The organism is Nocardioides rubriscoriae (assembly GCF_008087085.1).
In the GTDB taxonomy this organism is placed as follows: domain Bacteria; phylum Actinomycetota; class Actinomycetes; order Propionibacteriales; family Nocardioidaceae; genus Nocardioides; species Nocardioides rubriscoriae.
Window position 1 is genome coordinate 200,713 of record NZ_VIYJ01000008.1, and the last position, 18,823, is coordinate 219,535.

Sequence of the window (18,823 nt, forward strand, 5' to 3'; positions counted from 1 at the left end):
CCCGGCCGGTCAGGGCACGTAGACCCGGGCGGCGTCCTGGCCCGTGGCGCCGAGCGGCCCCTGGTCCTTGCCGTCGATGCTCACCACGAGCCCACCGTCGGTGCTGTTGATGCGCACCGGTGGCACGACGTCGAGCTCCGCGGTCTGGTTGAAGGGCAGGTTCTCGTCGAAGACCACCTTCTGGCGGGCGTCGCGGACGATCACCCGCGCACCCCCGGTGACCGCGGTGAACGTCACCGGGACCCGGGCCGTGGAGCCGCTGAGCTGCACCCTGCCGCCGGGCGAGCCGTTGAGCACGACCTGGTCGGAGACGGGCACAGGACCGTCCATCACGAGCCGTGCGATCGACCAGACGAGCACGACGGCCATCACGGCCGCGACGAGCACCGACCAGTTGAGCCGGCCGCGGGTGCCGCGGATCGCCCCGCCCGTGCCGGAGGCGAGCTCGGCCTCGAAGACGCGGCGCGGGTCGATCGGGGCACCGGCGTAGCGCTCGTCGTAGGCCGCGACCAAGGGCTCGGCGTCGAGGCCGAGGATGCGGGCGAGGGTGCGCAGGTGGCCGCGGGCGTAGAAGTCGCCACCGCAGGGCCCGAAGTCGTCGAGCTCGATCGACTCGATGACGTGGGGACGGATCCGGGTGCGCTCGGCGAGCTGGTCGACGCTGAGGCCCACGCGGGTCCGGGCGGCCACCAGCAGCGGTCCGACGACGGGGTCGGCCGGCGTGGCGGGGACGTCGTCGGCGTGGATCACGATGGTCGAGGTCGCCGAGGGGTCGACGGTGCTGGGCAGCAGCACGACCGACGTCTCGTCGTCGTCCGGGTCGAGCTCGGACCGCTCGCGGGGGGTCACGCGGGGGGTCGTGTCGAGCACGACCTCGCGGCGGCGTACGGCGGCCAGCTCGCGCTCGGGTTCGAGGGCGTCCTCAGGGGCGTGCTCGGGGGCGTGCGCTGGGGCCGACGGCGCGTCGGGGCCGGGCTCGACGACGGTCGTGCGGCCCTCGCTCAGGTCGAGCAGCGCGTCGCCCAGCTCGTGCCAGTCGGAGCCGGTGAGCTGGGTCGAGAGCGACAGCCGCACCGACAGCACGCGCCCGTCGAGGTCGACCACGCTCAACGAGCCGTCGCCCAGCAGCGAGGTGCGGGGGTGGTGCTCGACGCGGTCGACGTCGGACCAGGCGACGCCATGCCAGACGCGACCGCGACGCACCCGCACGCCCTGGTGGTCGATGACCATGAGCGGCGCCCGGGCGTCGAGGACGGCCGCGAGGTGCAGGGCGCCGATCACGGCGGTCAGCAGGCACACGGACCAGTCGAACAGGGACCCCGAGCCGGAGGCCCGCAGCAGGTAGGCCACCGACACGCCTGCGCCGGTGACGCCGACGAGGCCCGAGAGCGGACCGTCGCGGCGCACCTGCACGGTGTCGTCGTAGGTCTCCTCGTGGGGGGCGTCGTCGACCTCGACCGCGGTGCTCAGGTCGGCGTTCAGGTCAGTGCTCACTGCTCCCCCTGGATGGTGTAGATCACGGCGTCGATCTCGTCGGGCTTGATCAGCACGTCGCGGGCCTTGGAGCCCTCGCTCGGCCCGACCACTCCCCTGCTCTCCATGATGTCCATGAGCCGGCCCGCCTTGGCGAAGCCGACCCGCAGCTTGCGCTGCAGCATCGAGGTCGACCCGAACTGGGTCGACACGACGAGCTCGATCGCCTGCACCACCAGGTCCATGTCGTCACCGATGTCGTCGTCGAGGACCTTGTTGCTGGCCGCCGGCGCCGTGACGTCGTCGCGGTAGTTGGGCTCGAGCTGGGCCTTGCAGTGCTTGACGACCTGGGCGATCTCGGCCTCGGTGACCCACGAGCCCTGCACGCGCACGGCCTTGGAGGCACCCATCGGCAGGAACAGCCCGTCGCCCTGGCCGACGAGCTTCTCGGCGCCGGGCTGGTCGAGGATGACGCGGCTGTCGGCCAGCGACGACGTCGCGAAGGCCAGCCGCGACGGCACGTTGGCCTTGATGAGGCCGGTGACGACGTCGACCGAGGGCCGTTGGGTCGCGAGCACCAGGTGGATGCCGGCGGCCCGGGCCAGCTGGGTGATGCGGACGACGGCGTCCTCGACGTCGCGCGGGGCCACCATCATCAGGTCGGCGAGCTCGTCAACGATGACCAGCAGGTAGGGGTAGGGCGTCAGCACCCGCTCGCTGCCCGCGGGGACCTCGACCCGGCCGGCGCGCACGGCCTTGTTGAAGTCGTCGATGTGGCGGAACCCGAAGTTGGCGAGGTCGTCGTAGCGCAGGTCCATCTCGCGCACGACCCAGGCCAGGGCCTCGGCGGCCTTCTTGGGGTTGGTGATGATCGGGGTGATCAGGTGGGGCACGCCCTCGTAGGCGTTGAGCTCGACCCGCTTGGGGTCGACCATGATCATCCGCACCTCGTCGGGCGTGGCCCGCATCAGCACCGAGGTGATCATCGAGTTGATGAACGACGACTTGCCCGAGCCGGTGGCGCCGGCCACCAGCAGGTGGGGCATCTTGGCCAGGTTGGCCACGACGAAGCCGCCCTCGACGTCCTTGCCGAGCCCGGCGATCATCGGGTGGTGGTCGCCGCGTGCGGTGTTGGACCGCAGCACGTCGCCCAGGCTGACGATCTCCTTGTCGACGTTGGGGATCTCGATGCCGATCGCGGACTTGCCGGGGATCGGGCTGAGGATCCGCACGTCGGCCGACGCGACGGCGTAGGAGATGTTCTTCGACAGCGCCGTGACCTTCTCGACCTTGACGGCGGGGCCGAGCTCGACCTCGTAGCGGGTCACCGTCGGGCCGCGGGTGTAGCCGGTGACCTGGGCGTCGATGTTGAACTGCTCGAGCACCTGGGTCAGCCGGGCGACGACCTCGTCGCTGGCCGCCGAGCGCGCCTTGTGGACCGAGCCGGGCTTGAGCACCTCGTTGGCCGGCAGGGAGTAGACGATGTCGCCCGACAGTGCGAGCTGCTCCATGCGCGGCTCGATCGGGGTGTGCGGCGGCGGCTCGAGCACCTCGGCGGGCTCCGCCTTGACGCGGGCGGGCGGCTGGGGCGTCTGTACGACGGACGGCAGCGGCTCGTCGTCGTGGGCCAGCGCCACGTCGAGGGCGTCGAACGCCTCGAACGCCTCGGTGGCGGGACCGGCGTCGGCCTCGACGTCGAACGGCGCGTCCTGCGGCGCCTCGACCGGCTCGACCGCCTTCTTGCGACGCCTCTTGACCTCGCGGTCCTCGAGGACGGGGCTGTCGTAGGCCGGGTCGCCCATCTCGGGGTCGATGGTGTCGTCGAGGGCGCGCGCGGTGGCGGCGTGGTCGTCGTCGAGGGGCGGCCGGCCGAGCGCGAAGTCGTAGAGGTCGCGCAACCGGTCCGGCACCCGGTAGAGAGGGGTCGCGGTGATGACCAGGACGCCGAACAGCGCGACCAGGACCAGCAGCGGGACCACGACGGCGCTCGACTGCAGCAGGTCGAGCAGGAGCGAGGAGACGACGTAGCCGACCGCTCCCCCGCCCTCGCGCAGCGGGGTCGTGTCGCCCTCGACGGGTTGGGGGTTGCCGGAGGCGATGTGAACGACGCCGAGGACGCCGAGGAACAGCGCCACCCAGCCGACGGCCTGGCGTCCGGCCGGGCCCTGCTCGACGGGGTGGCGCATGAGACGCCAGCCCGCCCAGACCAGGGCCAGCGGGACCAGCCAGCCGACCTTGCCGACGGTGCCGACGACCGCAGCGCGGCCCAGGTCCATGACGCCGCCGGGGGCGGCGAACCAGACGGCGGCACCGACGACGACGGCGACACCGACGAGGAAGAGCCCGGCGCCGTCGCGGCGCTGCTCGGGCTCGAGGTCGCGCGCACTGCGTCCTACCCCGCGGATCGTCGAGCCGATCGCGTGGGCGACGGCGAGCCAGACGAGCGTCAGGCCGCGGAACAGGCCCTGGAAGGCCTTGGCCACCGGCCCGGTCCCGCTGCGCACCGCCCGGGGCGCCGGTCGGGCCGGACGTGCGGCCGGTCGGCGCGACGAGGTCGCGGGCCGCTTCTTCTGCGGGGCCTTCGAGGAGGTCTTCTGCGGGGTCTTCCGTGCGTTCCGGGGTGTCGCACCCGATCGGGCCTGTCCGCTGCTGGACCTGGTGGCACCGGTCTTGCCGGCGCCGGACCTGCTGCGGGAGGACGTGCTCGAGCTGCGCGACCCCGGCGGGGAAGACGTACGGGTCGCCATGCCACCAACCTAGGCGATCGCCACTTGCGTCACAGGGATCACGTGGATGCGTGTCGCTCCCCTGCGTCCCACTCGACCCAGGCGTCACAGCTGGTCGGCCCCGGCTGTCAACGCCTGCATGCCACCGTGCGCCAGCGTTTACCTGTCCGTGACTTGCTGGATCTGGACCATCCGGTGCGCGGTGCCTAAGGTGCCTGTTCGGTGCGCGAAATCACAGATGCACCAAATTTTCATCTCTCGGAGGGAACATCACGTGAAATTCCTCAAGGCCGGACTGAGTCTGGCTGTGGTGGGGGCGACGCTCTCGGTCCTGCCGGGCGGCCCCTCGGTCGCCGTCGGGTCCACCAAGGCGGCCGACGACACGTCCGTCACCGCCCGGATGCGCGACGCCGCCGACGGCAGCGTGCGCATCACCACCTCGCGGGCCACGGGCAAGGTCGGCTTCATCGCCGCCCGCGGCACCGACGCCGACCTGCTGCCCACGGTCCAGGCGACCAGCAAGGCCTCGGCCGTCGCCAAGGCCACGACGTACCTCGACCGGTTCGGCTCGGCCTTCGGCCTGGCCGACGGACAGCTGCGTCAGAGCCGCGTCCTGAGCGACGCCTACGGCTGGGTCGTCACCTACGACCAGCAGTACCAGGGCGTCCCGGTCTTCGGTGCCCGGCTCAAGGCCAACGTCGACAGGTCCGGCGACCTGACCGCGATCGCCGGGTACGCCGCCCCCGACCTCGACCTCTCCACCACCCCTCGGGTGAGCGCGGCCAAGGCCGCCGAGCGTGCGGTCGCCTTCGTCAAGTCCGACCCGCCCACCAGCGAGACCGGCGCGCCGGCCGACACCACCCGCGTCAAGGCCGTCGCCAACCAGCTCAACGTCTATCGCATGGGTGCGCTGCGCGGCGACCGGGGCCCGGCCGTCCTGGCCTACGTGGTCGAGGTGTCCGACGCCAAGAGCGTGCGCGACATGGTCTTCATCGACGCCAACACCGGCAAGCCGGTCAACCGCTACTCGATGATCGCCGACGGCCTCGACCGCGAGCTGCAGGAGGCCACCGGCACCGCCCAGGCGCCGGTGCTGACCACCGTGTGGAAGGAGGGCGACCCGTTCCCGGGCACGCTCAACGACGACCAGCAGAACCTCGTCAACTCCTCCGGTGAGTCCTACTGGATGTACGAGAACGCCTTCGGGTTCGACTCCTACGACGGCGCCGGCGCCAAGCGGATCACGGTCAACAACGACCCCCGCATCAGCTGCCCCAACGCCAACTGGAACGGCACCACCACCAACTACTGCGACGGCGTCACCTCCGACGACGTCGTGGCGCACGAGTGGGGCCACGCCTACACCGAGTACACCTCCGGCCTGATCTACCAGTACCAGTCGGGCGCCCTCAACGAGTCCTACTCCGACGTCTGGGGCGAGACGCTCGACCTGGTCAACGGCCGCGAGGACGAGGGCGAGGGCGACCTCACGGTCAAGCGCGCCGACGGCGCGTGCGACCCGACCGCGCCGGCCAAGCTCCAGGTGTCCATCACCGCGCCTCCGGCCGCGGCGGGCCCGTGCACCGCGACCGCTGCCGGTTTCGGCCCGGCCTTCACCACCACGCCGGTGACCCCGCAGGTCGTCGTCGCCGTCGACGCCGCCGACCAGGCCGGCCCCTCGACGACCGACGGTTGCTCGACCTTCACCAACGCCGCGGCCATCGTCGGCAACTACGCCTTCGCCGACCGCGGCAGCTGCACCTTCCAGACCAAGATCAACAACGCGGTGGCCGCCGGCGCCACGGGCCTGGTCCTGGGCCAGAACGTCGCCGGTCTGCCGAGCACGGCGTCGGGCACCTCGACGATCCCCGGTTTCATGGTCACCCAGGCCAACGCCACCCGGATCAAGAGCGCCGGCACCGTGACGATGTCGATCGCGGCCGAGGACACCTCGAGCCGGACGCCCACCAACCGCTGGCTCATCGGTGAGAAGTCCGAGGCCTTCGGCGGAGCGATCCGCGACATGTGGACCCCGACCTGCTACGGCAACCCGGGCAAGGTCTCGGACGCCGAGTACAACTGCGACCCCAACCTGACCGACTCCGGCGGCGTGCACGGCAACTCCGGCGTGCCCAACCACGCCTACGCGCTGGTCGTCGACGGCGGCACCTTCAACGGCCAGACCATCACCGGTCTCGGTCTCGACAAGGCCGCCAACATCTGGTGGTACGCCCAGACGCACTACCTGACGCCGTCCTCGGACTTCACCGACGCGGCCGACGCCCTGGAGCAGTCGTGCGCCGACCTGGTCGGCGAGACGATCAACAAGATCACCACCGCCACCGACGCCGGGCCGACCGCGGTCGCCCCGCTCACGACCGCCGACTGCACCTCGGTCTCGAAGGCCATGACGGCCGTCGAGATGCGCACCGAGCCGGTCCAGTGCAACTTCCAGCCGCTGCTCGCCACGGGCTCGCTGAACCCGTGCGGTGACGGCACCGTCACCGAGACGACCGTCCTCGACGACTTCGAGAACGGCATCAGCGCCTGGACCCTCGAGCAGCAGCTCGGGACCGGGGGCAACCAGGGCTACCCGTGGGAGGCCGACGACACCGCTCCCGCCGGTCGCGCCGGGACCGTGGCCTACGCCGCCGACCCCGACGAGGGCTCCTGCTCCGCCGGTGACGACATCTCCAGCCGGGACTCGATGATCAGCCCGGCCTACACCGTCCCGAGCGGCGCCTCGCCGCGGGTCACGTTCGACCACTACGTGGCGACCGAGGCCGGCTACGACGGCGGCAACGTCAAGGTGAGCCTCAACGGCGGCCCGTTCACCGCGGTCCCCTCCTCGGCGTTCCTCTTCAACCCCTACAACGCCACGATGGCCACCTCCGCCACCAACACCAGCCCGCTCGCCGGGCAGGCCGGCTTCACCGGCACCGACGGTGGCAAGACCATCGGCAGCTGGGGCGAGTCGACGATCTCCCTCGCCAAGCTGGGCGCCAAGCCCGGCGACTCGATGAAGATCCGCTTCGACTTCGGTCGCGACGGGTGCGGCGGCAACGACGGCTGGTACCTCGACAACCTCGAGCTCAGCGTCTGCAAGAAGGTCGCCGAGGTCACGGCCGTCCACGACCCCGAGCCGTCGACGTACGGCACGGCCAGCACGGTCGAGGTCACGGCTCCTGCCGGCGCCACCGGCACCGTGACGCTGCTGTCGGGTGACACCACCATCGCCACCGCCACGCTGGCCGACGGGGCCGCCTCGATCCCGCTCCCGGCCACCGTCCGGGCGGGGTCGTACGACTGGACCGTCGACTACTCCGGCGACAGCCAGTACGGCGCCAGCACCGTCGACGTCACCGTGACCGTCGACCGCGCTGCCTCGACGACGCAGGTCGTCTCCGCCCCTGCTCAGGTCAAGCGCAACGCGCGGGCGAAGGTCAAGGTCGTGGTCGCCTCCTCGGCCGGTACGCCGACGGGTCGCGTCGTCCTCAAGCGGGGCGGCGTGGTCTACGGGCGCGGCGTCCTGTCCGACGGGACCGTCACGATCACGACGCGCAAGCTCAGCAGCGTCGGGCTCACGCGTCTGACGGCCAGCTACCTCGGTGGGGTCAACTACCTGCCGAGCACCGCGCGCCGGATCACGATCATCGTGAAGAAGTAGCACCCCCCGCACCAACGACAGGACCCCCGCCGGCTCACGCCGGTGGGGGTCCTTCGTCGTGCGACCGATGGTCGGCAGAGCGGGGCCTCAGGCCTCGACGACCACCGGGATGATCATCGGGCGGCGGCGGTGGGTGTTGCTGACCCAGCGGCCCACGACGCGGCGTACGGTCTGCTGGAGCTGGTAGGAGTCGACGCTGCCCTCGGCCAACGCGGCGTTGACGGCGTCGACCACGGGCTGCTTGACCGACTCGAAGGTCGAGTCGTCCTCGGCGAAGCCGCGGGCGTGGATCTCGGGGCCGGCGGAGACCTTGCCGCTGACGGAGTCGACGACCACGATCACCGAGATGAAGCCCTCCTCCCCCAGGATGCGGCGGTCCTTGAGGTCGGCCTCGGTGATGTCGCCGACCGAGGTGCCGTCGACGAAGACCAGGCCGCACTCGACCTTGCCGGAGATCGACGCGACACCGTCGACGAGGTCGACGACGACGCCGTCCTCGGCGACCACGACGTTGTCGACACCGACCGAGCGCGCGAGTGCGGCGTTGGCCAGCATGTGTCGGATCTCGCCGTGCACCGGCAGCACGTTGCGGGGCTTGACGATGTTGTAGCAGTAGAGCAGCTCGCCGGCGCTGGCGTGGCCGCTGACGTGCACCAGCGCGTTGCCCTTGTGGACCACATTGGCGCCCCAGCGGGCCAGGCCGTTGATGACGCGGTAGACGGCGTTCTCGTTGCCGGGGATGAGGCTGCTGGCGAGCAGGACGGTGTCGCCCTCCTCGATGTGGACGAAGTGGTGGTTGCGCTGGGCGATGCGGCTCAGCGCACTCATCGGCTCGCCCTGGCTGCCGGTGGAGATCAGCACCTGACGCTCGGGCGGCAGGTCGGCGAGGTCCTTGGCGTCGACCAGCGTGCCGCCCGGGACGGTGAGGTAGCCCAGGTCGCGGGCGATGCCCATGTTGCGCACCATCGAGCGCCCGACGTAGGCGACCTTGCGGTTGTGGGCGACGGCGGCGTCGAGCACCTGCTGCACGCGGTGCACGTGGGAGGCGAAGCAGGCCACGATGATGCGCTGCTTCGACTCGCGGAAGACCTGGTCGATGGCCGGGGTGATCGACTTCTCCGAGGGCGTGAACCCGGGGGTCTCGGCGTTGGTGGAGTCGGTCAGGAACAGGTCGACGCCCTCCTCACCGAGGCGCGCGAACGCACGCAGGTCGGTGATGCGGCCGTCGAGGGGCAGCTGGTCCATCTTGAAGTCGCCGGTGTGCAGCACCAGGGCGGTGCCGGTGCGGATGGCGACCGCGAGCGCGTCGGGGATGGAGTGGTTGACCGCGATGAACTCGAGCTCGTAGGGCCCGAAGAGCAGCCGGTCGCCGGCCTTGACCTTGTGGTGCACGGTCTGGCGCAGGCGGTGCTCGCGCAGCTTGCTGTCGAGCAGCGCCAACGTGAGCTCGGAGCCGACGAGCGGGATGTCCTGGCGCTCACGCAGGAGGTACGGCGTCGCGCCGATGTGGTCCTCGTGCCCGTGCGTCAGCACGAGCGCCTCGACGTCGGCCAAACGGTCCCGGATGGGGCCGAAGTCGGGCAGGATCAGGTCGACGCCGGGCTGGTGGTCCTCAGGGAACAGCACGCCGCAGTCGACGATCAGCAGCCGGCCGTCGTACTCGAAGACCGTCATGTTGCGGCCCACCTCGCCGAGGCCGCCGAGCGGGATGACGCGCAACCCGCCCTTCGGCAGCTCGGGCGGCGCGGACAGCTCGGGGTGAGGGTGGGACAAGGTGACGTCCTAACGGAGGGTCAGAGGAGGTTCGACGCGACGAGGCCGGCACGCAGCTCGGCCACCTCGTCGTCGTCGAGCGCCGCGAGCGGGGAGCGCACGCGGCGGTTGTCGAGGATGCCGAGCAGCTCGAGGCCGGCCTTGGCGGTGGTGGCGCCGTAGTTGGGCGCGCCCATGACCGCGTGGATCGCGGGCAGGAGCCGGACGTAGATCTCACGGGCCCGCACCGGGTCGCCACCGGTGAAGGCGTCGTACATCTCGCGCAGCTCGTCGCCGCAGACGTGGCCCAGGACCGAGACGAACCCGACCGCGCCGTGGGCCAGCCAGGCGAGGTTGAGGATGTCGTCGCCGGAGTAGAGGGAGTAGCCGAGCTCGATGAGCCGGCTGCCGCGAGGCAGGTCGCCGACCGCGTCCTTGACCGCGACGACCGGCTCCCAGCCGGCCATCTCGACGTAGGTCTCCACCGCGATCTGGCTGCCGGTGCGGCCCGGGACGTCGTAGAGCATCACGGGCAGCTCGGCGGCCTCGACGACCTGACGGAAGTGCTGGAGGATGCCGCGCTGGCCGGGCTTGTTGTAGTAGGGCGTGACGAGCAGGATGCCGTCGGCGCCGTTCTTGCGGGCCTGCTGGGCCAGCCACGTCGACGTGCTGGTGTCGTTGGTGCCGACACCCGCGACGAGCTTGATGTCGGGGCCTACGGCCTCACGCACGGCCAGGAGCGTCTCGCCGTCCTCCTCCTTGGTCGTCGTCGGCGACTCACCGGTGGTGCCGGAGACGACCAGGCCGTCGTGGCCGTGGTCGACGAGGTGACGGGCGATGCGCTGGGTGGCCTCGAGGTCGACGGACCCGTCGGGGCGGAAGGCCGTGGCCATCGCGGTGAGGACGGTGCCGAACGGCCCACGAGGTGTCGTCGGTCGCGTCATGCCCCCAGGCTATCGGCAGCGGGCACGAGCGACGTCGCCAGCAGGTCGAGGTGGTCGAGGTCGGCCAGGTCGAGCACCTGCAGGTAGACCCGCTCGGACCCCGCGGCGGCGTAGCGCTCCAGCGTCTCGACAGCCTGGTCGGGGGTGCCGGCGACGCCGTTGGTCAGCAGGTCGTCGGGCTCGCGGCCGATCGCCTCGGCGCGGCGGCGGAATTCCGCCTCGTCGGCCCCGACGCAGACCACCAGCGCGTTGGACCAGCGCATGGTCGAGGGGTCGCGGTCGGCGTCCTCGCAGGCCCGGCTCACCCGCTCGATCAGGGTGCGGGTCGTGTCGGTGTCGGCGAACGGCACGTTGAACTCGTCGGCGTACGCCGCGGCGAGGGCCGGCGTGCGCCGCTTGCCGGCGCCGCCGATGATGACCGGCGGCTTGGCCTGGGTCGGCTTGGGCAGACCGGGGCTGTCGGTGACCTGGTAGTGCGCGCCGTCGTAGGAGAAGCCGCCCTCGGCCGTGTCGGCCGCCCACAGCCCGGTGATCACCGCGAGCTGCTCCTCGAACCGGTCGAACCGCTCCCCCACGGACGGGAACGGGATGCCGTACCTCTGGTGCTCGGCCTCGAACCAGCCCGCCCCGATGCCGAGCTCGACCCGACCGCCGCTCATCTGGTCGACGCCGGCGACGGTGATGGCCAGCGGGCCGGGGTGGCGGAAGGTCGCGCTGGTCATCAGCGTGCCGAGCCGGATCGTCGAGGTGTCGCGGGCCAGGCCGGCGAGCGTGACCCAGGCGTCGCTGGGCCCGGGCAGGCCCGCGGTGCCCATGCCGAGGTAGTGGTCGGAGCGGAAGAAGGCGCCGAAACCGAGCTGCTCGGCGCGCAGCGCCACCGCGAGCAGGTCGTCGTAGGTCGCCCCCTGCTGGGGCTCGGTGAAGATGCGGAGGTCCATGCCTCCACCCTGCCAGGCCGGTGGCGGCGGAAGATTCCGGCTCTTGGTGCGTTCGCCCCCACCGGCCGGTCGCGGGCACCTAGGCTCGCCACGTCGGCGCGCGCGTTCTCGTCCCCACGATCGGGCGCGTCACAAGACGCCCCGTCGAGCTTGAGGGAGGCGGCGGGGCGTCCCCTCCATCCATCCGGTCGTGCCATCGGATCGCGACCGGCTAGCGTTCGGCCCGTGATGGCGATGGCGCGCGCGGGGTTCTGCTTCCTGGCGATGACCAAGACCGGCTCGACCGCGGTCGAGCGGTCCTTCCAGCGCCACGCCGAGATCGTCGTACGCCGCCCGCCCCGGATGAAGCACGCGACGGCGCGGACCTTCGACCGGGTCTTCGTGCCGGTCCTCGAGCACTACGGGCACCCCCGGGAGAGCTACGAGCTGGTCTGCGTCGTACGTGAGCCGGTCGACTGGGCCCACTCCTGGTGGCGCTACCGGTCGCGGCCCGAGACCGTCGGGAGCCCGCAGCACACCGGCGACCTGTCGTTCGACGAGTTCGCCGAGCGGATCGTCGCGGGCGAGATCAACCTGGGCAGTGCGACCAACTTCGTGCGCACCCGTGCCGGGCGCCCGCCGGTGGACCGCATCTACCGCTACGAGCACCTCGACGAGGCGATCGCGTGGATGGCCGGCAGGCTCGGGGTCGACGTACCGGCGGTGGGTCGGGTCAACACCTCGCCGCGCGCCGAGTTCCCGATCGCCGCGTCGACGCGGCGGCTCCTCGAGGAGCACTACGCCCGTGACGTGGTGCTGCACGAGCGGGCGCTCTAGGACCCGACCCGCTCGTACCAGACGCGGTCGTAGCCCTCGAAGCGCTCACGGTCGGCCTCGACCCACAGGGCCGGGTCGATGACGGGGAAGAAGGCGTCGCCCTCCGGCTCGAGCGGCACCTCGCTGATGACCAGCTCGCTGGCCAGCCCCATCGCCTCGGCGTAGACCTGGGCGCCGCCGGCGACGATGACCTCGCCGTCGGGCAGCGTCGCGGCCTTGGCCAGGGCGTCGAGCATCGAGCGGGCGACCAGCACCTCGTGGTGGCCGGGCGACCAGTCGCGGTCGCGGGTCAGCACGATCGTCCTACGGCCCGGGAGCGGGCGACCGATCGACTCGTAGGTGGTGCGTCCCATCACCAGCGCGTGGCCGAGGGTGAGCTTCTTGAACTCGGCCTGCTCGCCCGGGATCTTCCACGGGATGTCGGGACCGTGGCCGATGACGCGGTTGCGCGCGACGGCGGCGACCAGCAGGACGCGCTTCATGCGGGGCTCACGCGGGCTGGGCGCCGGCGTCGGGGACCACGCCCATGAGCCGGTCGCGCAGGGCGACCAGCTCACCGACGGCGTCGACGAAGCGAACGGTGCTCTCGCCGACCTGGAGGTCGTCGAAGTAGTGGTGGCGCATCGCGACGCGGGCGAGGTGGTGCTCGTCGACCTCGAGGCGGCTCGCCAGCAGGTCGGCGAGGTCGGCGACGTTGTCGACGTCGATCACGTCGGCGCACCGGCTGACGGGGACGTCGCGGCGCAGCTTGTCGGCGTCGAGGTGCGGGTCGGTGAGGAAGATGGGCTTCTCGTTGCGCAGGTAGAGCCAGTCGAGCCCGACCGAGGAGACGTCGGTGATCATCGCGTCGCAGGCCGGCATGAGGGCGAGGATGTCGCCGGCGACGACGGCCAGGTGCCCGGCGTCGGGGTCGTCCTCCTGCGCCTGCGCGACCGTGGCGAGGATGTCGCGGTGGGCGTCGTGGATCGAGGCCCGCAGACTGGTGGTGACCTTGGGGTGGGGCTTGTAGACCAGGCGCGTGTCGGGCACGGCCAGCACCGCGTCGACGATGCGGCGTCCGAGCACCTCGACGGAGGTGTAGTCGTTGTAGACGGCGTCGCCCTCCCACGTCGGGGCGTAGAGCACGGTGCGACGCTCGGTCGGCGGCAGCACCGCGTCGGAGCGCAGGTCGAGCTGCGGGCGTCCGATGCGCACCAGCCGCGAGGCGTCGAACTCCATCAGCGCGGCCGTGTGGCGCTGCACCGCGGCCTCGCCGGCGACGAAAACGCGGTCGTAGGCCTTGGCGTTGTTGCTCGCCATGCTCTGCTTGTCGCTCTCACCGTGGTTGACGTGGGCGTGCAGCATCCGACCGTCGACCAGCGACTGGAAGTTGGCCGGCGAGTTGTTGACGTAGAGGACGACCTTGGCGTCGATCGCGTCGTAGAGCTCGGTCAGCTCGGGGAACGTCGGTGCCAGCCGGATCGGCAGGTCGGTGCGCGCCGACACGACCTCGGCCGAGTCGGGGTCGCGCAGCACGAGCCCCACCGGGTGCTGCTGGTGGAGCACCTCGAGCACCGGCAGCCACTGGATCAGCTGGTAGGTGCGCGTGGGGTCGTCGGCGAAGTAGGCGACGACGGAGACCTCGGACACTCGCCGATCCTATCGGGGGTGCGTGCCGGGGTGTGGTGCGGCCACCGACGGCGCGCTGAGCCCACGGTGGCCGACGAGGTCGCCCTGGCGACCGTCACGAGACGACCCGGGTGACGTCGTACGACGACCGGGCCCCACGGTGGTCGAGGAGGTCGCGTCGACCGACCGTCACACCACGGTGGTCGAGGAGGTCGCCCTGGCGACCGTCACGAGACCCACTCGGCCACACCGACGTACGAAACCCATCCACAAACTCGTCGCACAGACTTTCGAATATGTGCCATCAGGCGTAGAATGAGGCCATGAGCACCCGCACCCGGACCCACAGCAGCGACCCGCTGCTGGAGTCCGTGCGCGCACACCGCGACGACGAGTCCAGGGTCCAGGTTGCCAAGCTCAACGCCGTCCTCGACTGGGCGTCGGTCAACACCGCCGACCCCGACGAGACCGCAGCCCTGCTCGACCCCATGGAAGAACCGGCCCTGCACCTGGGTGGCCCCGGGTGCCCGGTCATCGGCGAGTACGCCGCCCTCGACCTCGCGTTGTCATTGGGGATGAGCACCGACGGTGGGCTGGCCTACCTCGGCAAAGCGTTGGAGCTGCGCTACCGCCTCCCACGGCTGTACGCCCGCGTGGTCAAGCTCGAGGTGCCGGTGTGGAAGGCGTTCCGCGTCGCCGAACACACGATGTCCCTGCCTGCGGCTGGTGCCACTGAAGTCGACAAGGACATCGCCCCCTTCCTGCACACCTGCTCCTGGGCCCAAGTGGACCGCGCCGTCGACGCCGCCCGCGCCAAGCACGACCCCGACGAAGCAGAACGCCGCCGCAAGAAGGCCGCCGAGAACCGTCACGCCGACGTCCACCTCGGCGACGCGGGCACCTCGGGCACCGTGGAGATGACCGCCACCCTCGACCTGGCCGACGCGATCGACCTCGAAGCCGCGCTGAAGAACGGGGCCCAGGCACTGGCCGACCTCGGGTCCACCGAGACCCTGGACGTCCGCCGCTCCCAGGCCCTGGGAGAGATGGGCCGCCACCAGCTCGCCCTCGACCTGCTCACCGGCGAGATCACCAGCGAGATCACCGGTGGCACCGGGCGCGGTGTGACCCTGTACTGCCACCTCGACGCCGAGCACCCCGACCTGCCCGGGTTCCTCGACAACACCTGGTCCCCGGTCCTCATCGAACAGATCCGCGCCTGGTGCCAACAAGCCGGCACCAAGGTCACCGTCAAACCCGTCGTCGACCTCGCCGCCGACCCGGTCACCGACGCCTACGAGCCCACCGACGCCATCCGCGAGCTCGTGCGCCTCCGCGACCACACCTGTGTGTTCCCCGGGTGCAATCGCCGCCGGGTCGACCTCGACCACATCATCCCGTTCACCGCCGGCGGCCCCACGTCAGCGCACAACCTCGCGATGCTCTGCAGACGCCACCACCGCGCCAAGACCCACTCCCGGTGGCGCTACGTCATGCTGCGCCCCGGGCTCTACCACTGGACCAGCCCCACCGGCGCCACCTACCTCGTCGACCGCAGGTCCCCACTACTCCGTCCACCCCGTCCACCCCGTCCACCGCGCCGACAACCCTGACCGCCCCACCACCCCGCCCAGCACCACCACAGCGGGGCCACCGGCACGCCCAGCGGTCCTCACCCCACCCCGCCCCACGGTGGTCGAGGTGCGAGGCCGCGTGGCACTCGGGTCGGCAGCGCCGGTGGTGGTGGTCTCGAGGCTCGGCCGCGGGCGGCCTCACATCTCGACCAGCGTGGGGTCGGGCCGGGGCACACAGTCGGCGTACGACGTCAGACGGCGATCGGGGCCTTGATGCCGGGGTGGGGGTCGTAGCCCTCGACGGCGATGTGGTCGAGGTCGAAGGCGGCGAGGTCGGTGACCGACGGGTCGAGGACCAGTCGCGGCAGGGGGCGGGGGTCGCGGGTGAGCTGGAGGCGGGCCTGGTCGAGGTGGTTGGTGTAGAGGTGGGCGTCGCCGAGGGTGTGCACGAAGTCGCCGACGCCGAGCCCGGTGACCTGGGCGACCATGTGGGTGAGCAGGGCGTAGGACGCGATGTTGAAGGGCACGCCGAGGAACACGTCGGCGGAGCGCTGGTAGAGCTGGCACGAGAGGCGGCCGTCGGCGACGTAGAACTGGAACATCGTGTGGCACGGCGCCAGGGCCATGTCGGGGATGTCGGCGACGTTCCACGCCGAGACGACGTGGCGCCGCGAGTCGGGGTTGGTGCGGATCTGCTCGACGACCTGGGCGATCTGGTCGACGTGTCGACCGTCGGGGGTCGGCCACGAGCGCCACTGGTAGCCGTAGACGGGCCCGAGGTCGCCGTCGGCGTCGGCCCACTCGTCCCAGATGGTGACGCCGCGGTCCTGGAGCCACTTCACGTTGGTGTCACCGCGCAGGAACCACAGCAGCTCGGCGAAGATCGACCGGGTGTGGACCTTCTTGGTCGTCACCAGCGGGAACCCCTCGGTCAGGTCGAAGCGCATCTGGTGGCCGAAGACCGACAGGGTGCCGGTGCCGGTGCGGTCGGCCTTGGCGACGCCCTCGTCGAGGATCCGCTGGACGAGGTCGAGGTAGGCGCGCACGGGTCCAGGCTATCCGCCGAGCGCGACGGTCCCGGCGACCGTGGTGCGGGTGTCCCCGCCCACCCAGACCACGTCGTCCTCACGCGTCACGTGGACACGCCCGCGTCGCTGCAGCACCGTGCCCTGCGCGGCGACGTACGACGCCGGCAGGCGGGTCCCGGCCAGCCAGGCGCCGATGCCGGCGTTGAGGCTGCCGGTCACGGGGTCCTCCTCGGGGCCGTAGCCCGGGCAGAAGGCACGCACCTCGACGGCGCACTCCGAGCCCTCCGGCCAGGGACCGACGATCCCCACCTTGAGGTCGTCGAACGCCCCGAAGTCGGGACGGCAGGCGAGCACCGCGTCGGCGTCGCGCAGCAGCAGGCCCATCCACCCGGGACCGTTGTCGATCCAGGCGGCATCTACGACGTCGTCGTCGCCCAGCCCGAGCACCCGTACGGCGTGGGCCAGGTCGGCGGGGTCGACGAGCCCCGAGCGCACCAGCGGCGGCCCGGCGAAGGCCAGCCGCTCCCCACGGCGTACCTCGACCAGCCCGGCCGCGCACTGCTGCACGACCACGTCGGCAGCGGCGGGCGCTCCCCCGGCCTCGAGCCACGCGTGGGCCGAGCCGAGGGTGGGGTGACCGGCGAAGGGCAGCTCGCCGCCGGGGGTCCAGATGCGCAGCCGGTAGTCGGCGCCGGGATCGGTGGGCGTCAGCAGGAAGGTGGTCTCCGACAGGTTGGTCCAGCGCGCGAACGCGGCCATCTGGTCGTCGGTGAGCCCGTCGGCGTCGTGGACCACGGCCACGGGGTTGCCCCGCAGCGGCTCGGTGGAGAAGACGTCGACCTGGCGGAACGGCAGCATGCCGCCGACCCTAGCCAGCCGGGGCCTGCCCCGTCCGCGGGCCCGTCAGTGGGCCCGTCAGTGGGCTTGTCAGTGGGCCAGCAACGGCGGGGTGGGCGCGCCGTCGACCTCGGCGGCGCCCAGGCAGATGCGCTCGAGGAGGCGGCAGTTGACGATGTCGTAGCGCCCCTCGTCGCCCCGTGAGACCACGACGGTGACGATCCCGAGCGGCCCGAAGACAGCGTCGACGACGACGCCGTCGGGCAGCGCCAGGGGGACGGGCCGTCGGTTGCGGGCGTCGACGACGGCGACCGCGCGTGACGAGGCGCCCGCCGCCGCCGGGTCGGGGACGACCCGGAACAGGCCGTCGGGGGACAGCGCCGTCCCGAGCGCGACGGCCGGCGGCACCGGTCCCGGCACCCGGCGCCCGGTGCCGTTGTCGGGCACGACGAGGTGGCCGTCGGGCAGGGAGAGGTAGGTGCGGGTCGCGTCGCGGCCCACCAGCACGGCCCCGGGCGGGACCTCGTCGCGGCTCAGGGTCGGTGGCACGCGGGCCACCACCAGCGCACCGGCGTCGAGCCACGCGACGGCCCGCGCGTCGGGCGAGGCCACCACGGGGCTGTCCTCGTCGGCCCGCCCCAGGTCCTGGACGCCGTCGGGGCGCACGACCACCACGGAGCCGTCGGCGAGCCGTCCGGCGACGCCGTCCTGGACGCGGGTCATCGACCGCAGCCCGTCGACGGGCACGACCGCACCGTCGAGGCGCACGGAGCGGCCGTCGTACCACGGCACGGGCTGCGCCGTGCCGATGCGCACCGTGACGACCTGGACCGGCCGTGCGGGTCCGGCGACCTCGCCGTCGGAGTCGAGGCCCACCACAGCGGCACCGACGACCACGGCGACCAGCGCGACCAGCGCGCTGCCCAGGACCGCACGCGTACGCAGCCGCGAGCGTCGGGCGGTGGCGACCGGGCTCGCGCCCCCGACCGCAGGGGCTCCGACGACGACCTGGTCGGCGACGTCCACGACCGCGGGGCCCAGCCCGGGCGGCCACGCGCCGCCGCCGAGCACGACCGCGTCGACCTGCTCGGGCGCGAGCCGGGCGACCTCGGTGAGCACCAGCCGGGCGCGGGTCGACGGGTCGAGGCGGTCGAGGGCGGGCTCGAGGTCGGCGTACCCCGCCTCCCCGGGCCACCCACCGGTCGCTGCGGGCTCGGCCCACCACGCGACCGGGTCGTCCTCCCACGCCGCGACCACCGCCGCGAACAGGGCGACGTCGAGGTCGTCGGTGGCCGGGGCCTCGAGCAGGCGCGCCACGGCCTCGCCAGCGAGCCGCTCCGCGTCGACCAGGGGTACGCCGAGCAGGACCAGCGTGCGCACGACCACCGGCCAGCGCACCTCGGCGTGCGTGGCCCGGCCCGCACGCTCGGCCGCCGCCGACCTCTCGGACGTCATGGCTC

The 18,823-nt window shown here is 72.1% G+C and carries 14 protein-coding genes; 4 read left to right on the top strand and 10 right to left on the bottom strand.

Annotated features, from left to right (window positions below; all coding sequences use genetic code 11):
• Positions 1–9: 9 nt before the first annotated feature.
• Together FZC61_RS15570 and FZC61_RS15575 are read right to left on the bottom strand one after the other, a co-directional pair.
• Entirely contained in the window at positions 10–1,494 is a 1,485-nt protein-coding gene (locus FZC61_RS15570) for a helix-turn-helix domain-containing protein (RefSeq protein ID WP_148615092.1), read from the bottom strand.
• Positions 1,491–3,956, bottom strand: coding sequence for an FtsK/SpoIIIE family DNA translocase (locus tag FZC61_RS15575; RefSeq protein WP_246142726.1), 2,466 nt, complete (start codon positions 3,954–3,956; stop codon positions 1,491–1,493). Before FZC61_RS15575 ends, FZC61_RS15570 begins: the two co-directional genes overlap by 4 nt.
• Between FZC61_RS15575 and FZC61_RS23735 the strand changes: the two genes are divergently transcribed.
• Positions 3,949–4,233, top strand: coding sequence for a hypothetical protein (locus tag FZC61_RS23735; RefSeq protein WP_148615093.1), 285 nt, complete (start codon positions 3,949–3,951; stop codon positions 4,231–4,233). The two genes, FZC61_RS15575 and FZC61_RS23735, sit on opposite strands and share 8 nt — an antisense overlap.
• Positions 4,234–4,473: 240 nt before the next feature.
• Positions 4,474–7,866 carry a M4 family metallopeptidase gene (locus tag FZC61_RS15585; protein WP_170286122.1) on the top strand — a complete coding sequence of 1,131 codons (3,393 nt, stop codon included), beginning with the start codon at positions 4,474–4,476 and terminating at the stop codon, positions 7,864–7,866.
• A gap of 87 nt (positions 7,867–7,953) precedes the next feature.
• Here FZC61_RS15585 and FZC61_RS15590 read toward each other — a convergent pair whose 3' ends face one another.
• Genes FZC61_RS15590 through FZC61_RS15600 form a run of 3 tightly spaced genes read right to left on the bottom strand, consistent with a single transcriptional unit; the run spans position 7,954 to position 11,500 of the window.
• The gene (locus FZC61_RS15590) at positions 7,954–9,639 is read right to left on the bottom strand and encodes a ribonuclease J (protein ID WP_148615095.1); all 1,686 of its coding nucleotides are present in this window, start codon (positions 9,637–9,639) and stop codon (positions 7,954–7,956) included.
• 20 nt (positions 9,640–9,659) lie between these two features.
• Positions 9,660–10,562, bottom strand: coding sequence for a 4-hydroxy-tetrahydrodipicolinate synthase (dapA, locus tag FZC61_RS15595; RefSeq protein WP_148615096.1), 903 nt, complete (start codon positions 10,560–10,562; stop codon positions 9,660–9,662).
• On the bottom strand, positions 10,559–11,500 hold the full coding sequence (locus FZC61_RS15600) for an LLM class F420-dependent oxidoreductase (protein ID WP_148615097.1): 942 nt from the start codon (positions 11,498–11,500) through the stop codon (positions 10,559–10,561). The genes dapA and FZC61_RS15600 overlap by 4 nt, the downstream gene beginning before the upstream one ends.
• 225 nt (positions 11,501–11,725) lie before the next feature.
• On the opposite strand from FZC61_RS15600, the gene FZC61_RS15605 reads away from it, so the two are divergent.
• On the top strand, positions 11,726–12,316 hold the full coding sequence (locus FZC61_RS15605; RefSeq protein ID WP_148615098.1) for a hypothetical protein: 591 nt from the start codon (positions 11,726–11,728) through the stop codon (positions 12,314–12,316).
• Here FZC61_RS15605 and FZC61_RS15610 read toward each other — a convergent pair.
• Positions 12,313–12,798 carry a dihydrofolate reductase gene (locus tag FZC61_RS15610; RefSeq protein WP_148615099.1) on the bottom strand — a complete coding sequence of 162 codons (486 nt, stop codon included), beginning with the start codon at positions 12,796–12,798 and terminating at the stop codon, positions 12,313–12,315. The two genes, FZC61_RS15605 and FZC61_RS15610, sit on opposite strands and share 4 nt — an antisense overlap.
• Before the next feature lie 7 nt (positions 12,799–12,805).
• A complete protein-coding gene (locus tag FZC61_RS15615; protein WP_148615100.1) occupies positions 12,806–13,945 on the bottom strand; it encodes a CDP-glycerol glycerophosphotransferase family protein in 1,140 nt (379 codons plus the stop codon).
• 302 nt (positions 13,946–14,247) lie between these two features.
• On the opposite strand from FZC61_RS15615, the gene FZC61_RS15620 reads away from it, so the two are divergent.
• The gene (locus tag FZC61_RS15620) at positions 14,248–15,537 is read left to right on the top strand and encodes an HNH endonuclease signature motif containing protein (RefSeq protein WP_148615101.1); all 1,290 of its coding nucleotides are present in this window, start codon (positions 14,248–14,250) and stop codon (positions 15,535–15,537) included.
• Positions 15,538–15,749: 212 nt separating this feature from the next.
• On the opposite strand, the gene FZC61_RS15625 is transcribed toward FZC61_RS15620, so the two are convergent.
• The 3 genes from FZC61_RS15625 to FZC61_RS15635 all read right to left on the bottom strand — a co-directional run bounded on the left by FZC61_RS15625 (position 15,750) and on the right by FZC61_RS15635 (position 18,818).
• Entirely contained in the window at positions 15,750–16,544 is a 795-nt protein-coding gene (locus tag FZC61_RS15625) for a thymidylate synthase (protein WP_148615102.1), read from the bottom strand.
• A 9-nt stretch (positions 16,545–16,553) separates the two neighbouring features.
• A complete protein-coding gene (locus FZC61_RS15630) occupies positions 16,554–17,384 on the bottom strand; it encodes a PhzF family phenazine biosynthesis protein (protein WP_148615103.1) in 831 nt (276 codons plus the stop codon).
• A 69-nt stretch (positions 17,385–17,453) separates the two neighbouring features.
• Entirely contained in the window at positions 17,454–18,818 is a 1,365-nt protein-coding gene (locus FZC61_RS15635; RefSeq protein ID WP_148615104.1) for a hypothetical protein, read from the bottom strand.
• Positions 18,819–18,823 lie beyond the last annotated feature (5 nt).

Bases quoted from the DNA above. Each gene is read 5' to 3' on its own strand.
- FZC61_RS15600 (WP_148615097.1), bottom strand. From the start codon at position 11,500: ATGGACCTCCGCATCTTCACCGAGCCCCAGCAGGGGGCGACCTACGAC.
- FZC61_RS15620 (WP_148615101.1), top strand. From the start codon at position 14,248: ATGAGCACCCGCACCCGGACCCACAGCAGCGACCCGCTGCTGGAGTCC.
- FZC61_RS15610 (WP_148615099.1), bottom strand. From the start codon at position 12,798: ATGAAGCGCGTCCTGCTGGTCGCCGCCGTCGCGCGCAACCGCGTCATC.
- dapA (WP_148615096.1), bottom strand. From the start codon at position 10,562: ATGACGCGACCGACGACACCTCGTGGGCCGTTCGGCACCGTCCTCACC.
- FZC61_RS15630 (WP_148615103.1), bottom strand. From the start codon at position 17,384: ATGCTGCCGTTCCGCCAGGTCGACGTCTTCTCCACCGAGCCGCTGCGG.
- FZC61_RS15635 (WP_148615104.1), bottom strand. From the start codon at position 18,818: ATGACGTCCGAGAGGTCGGCGGCGGCCGAGCGTGCGGGCCGGGCCACG.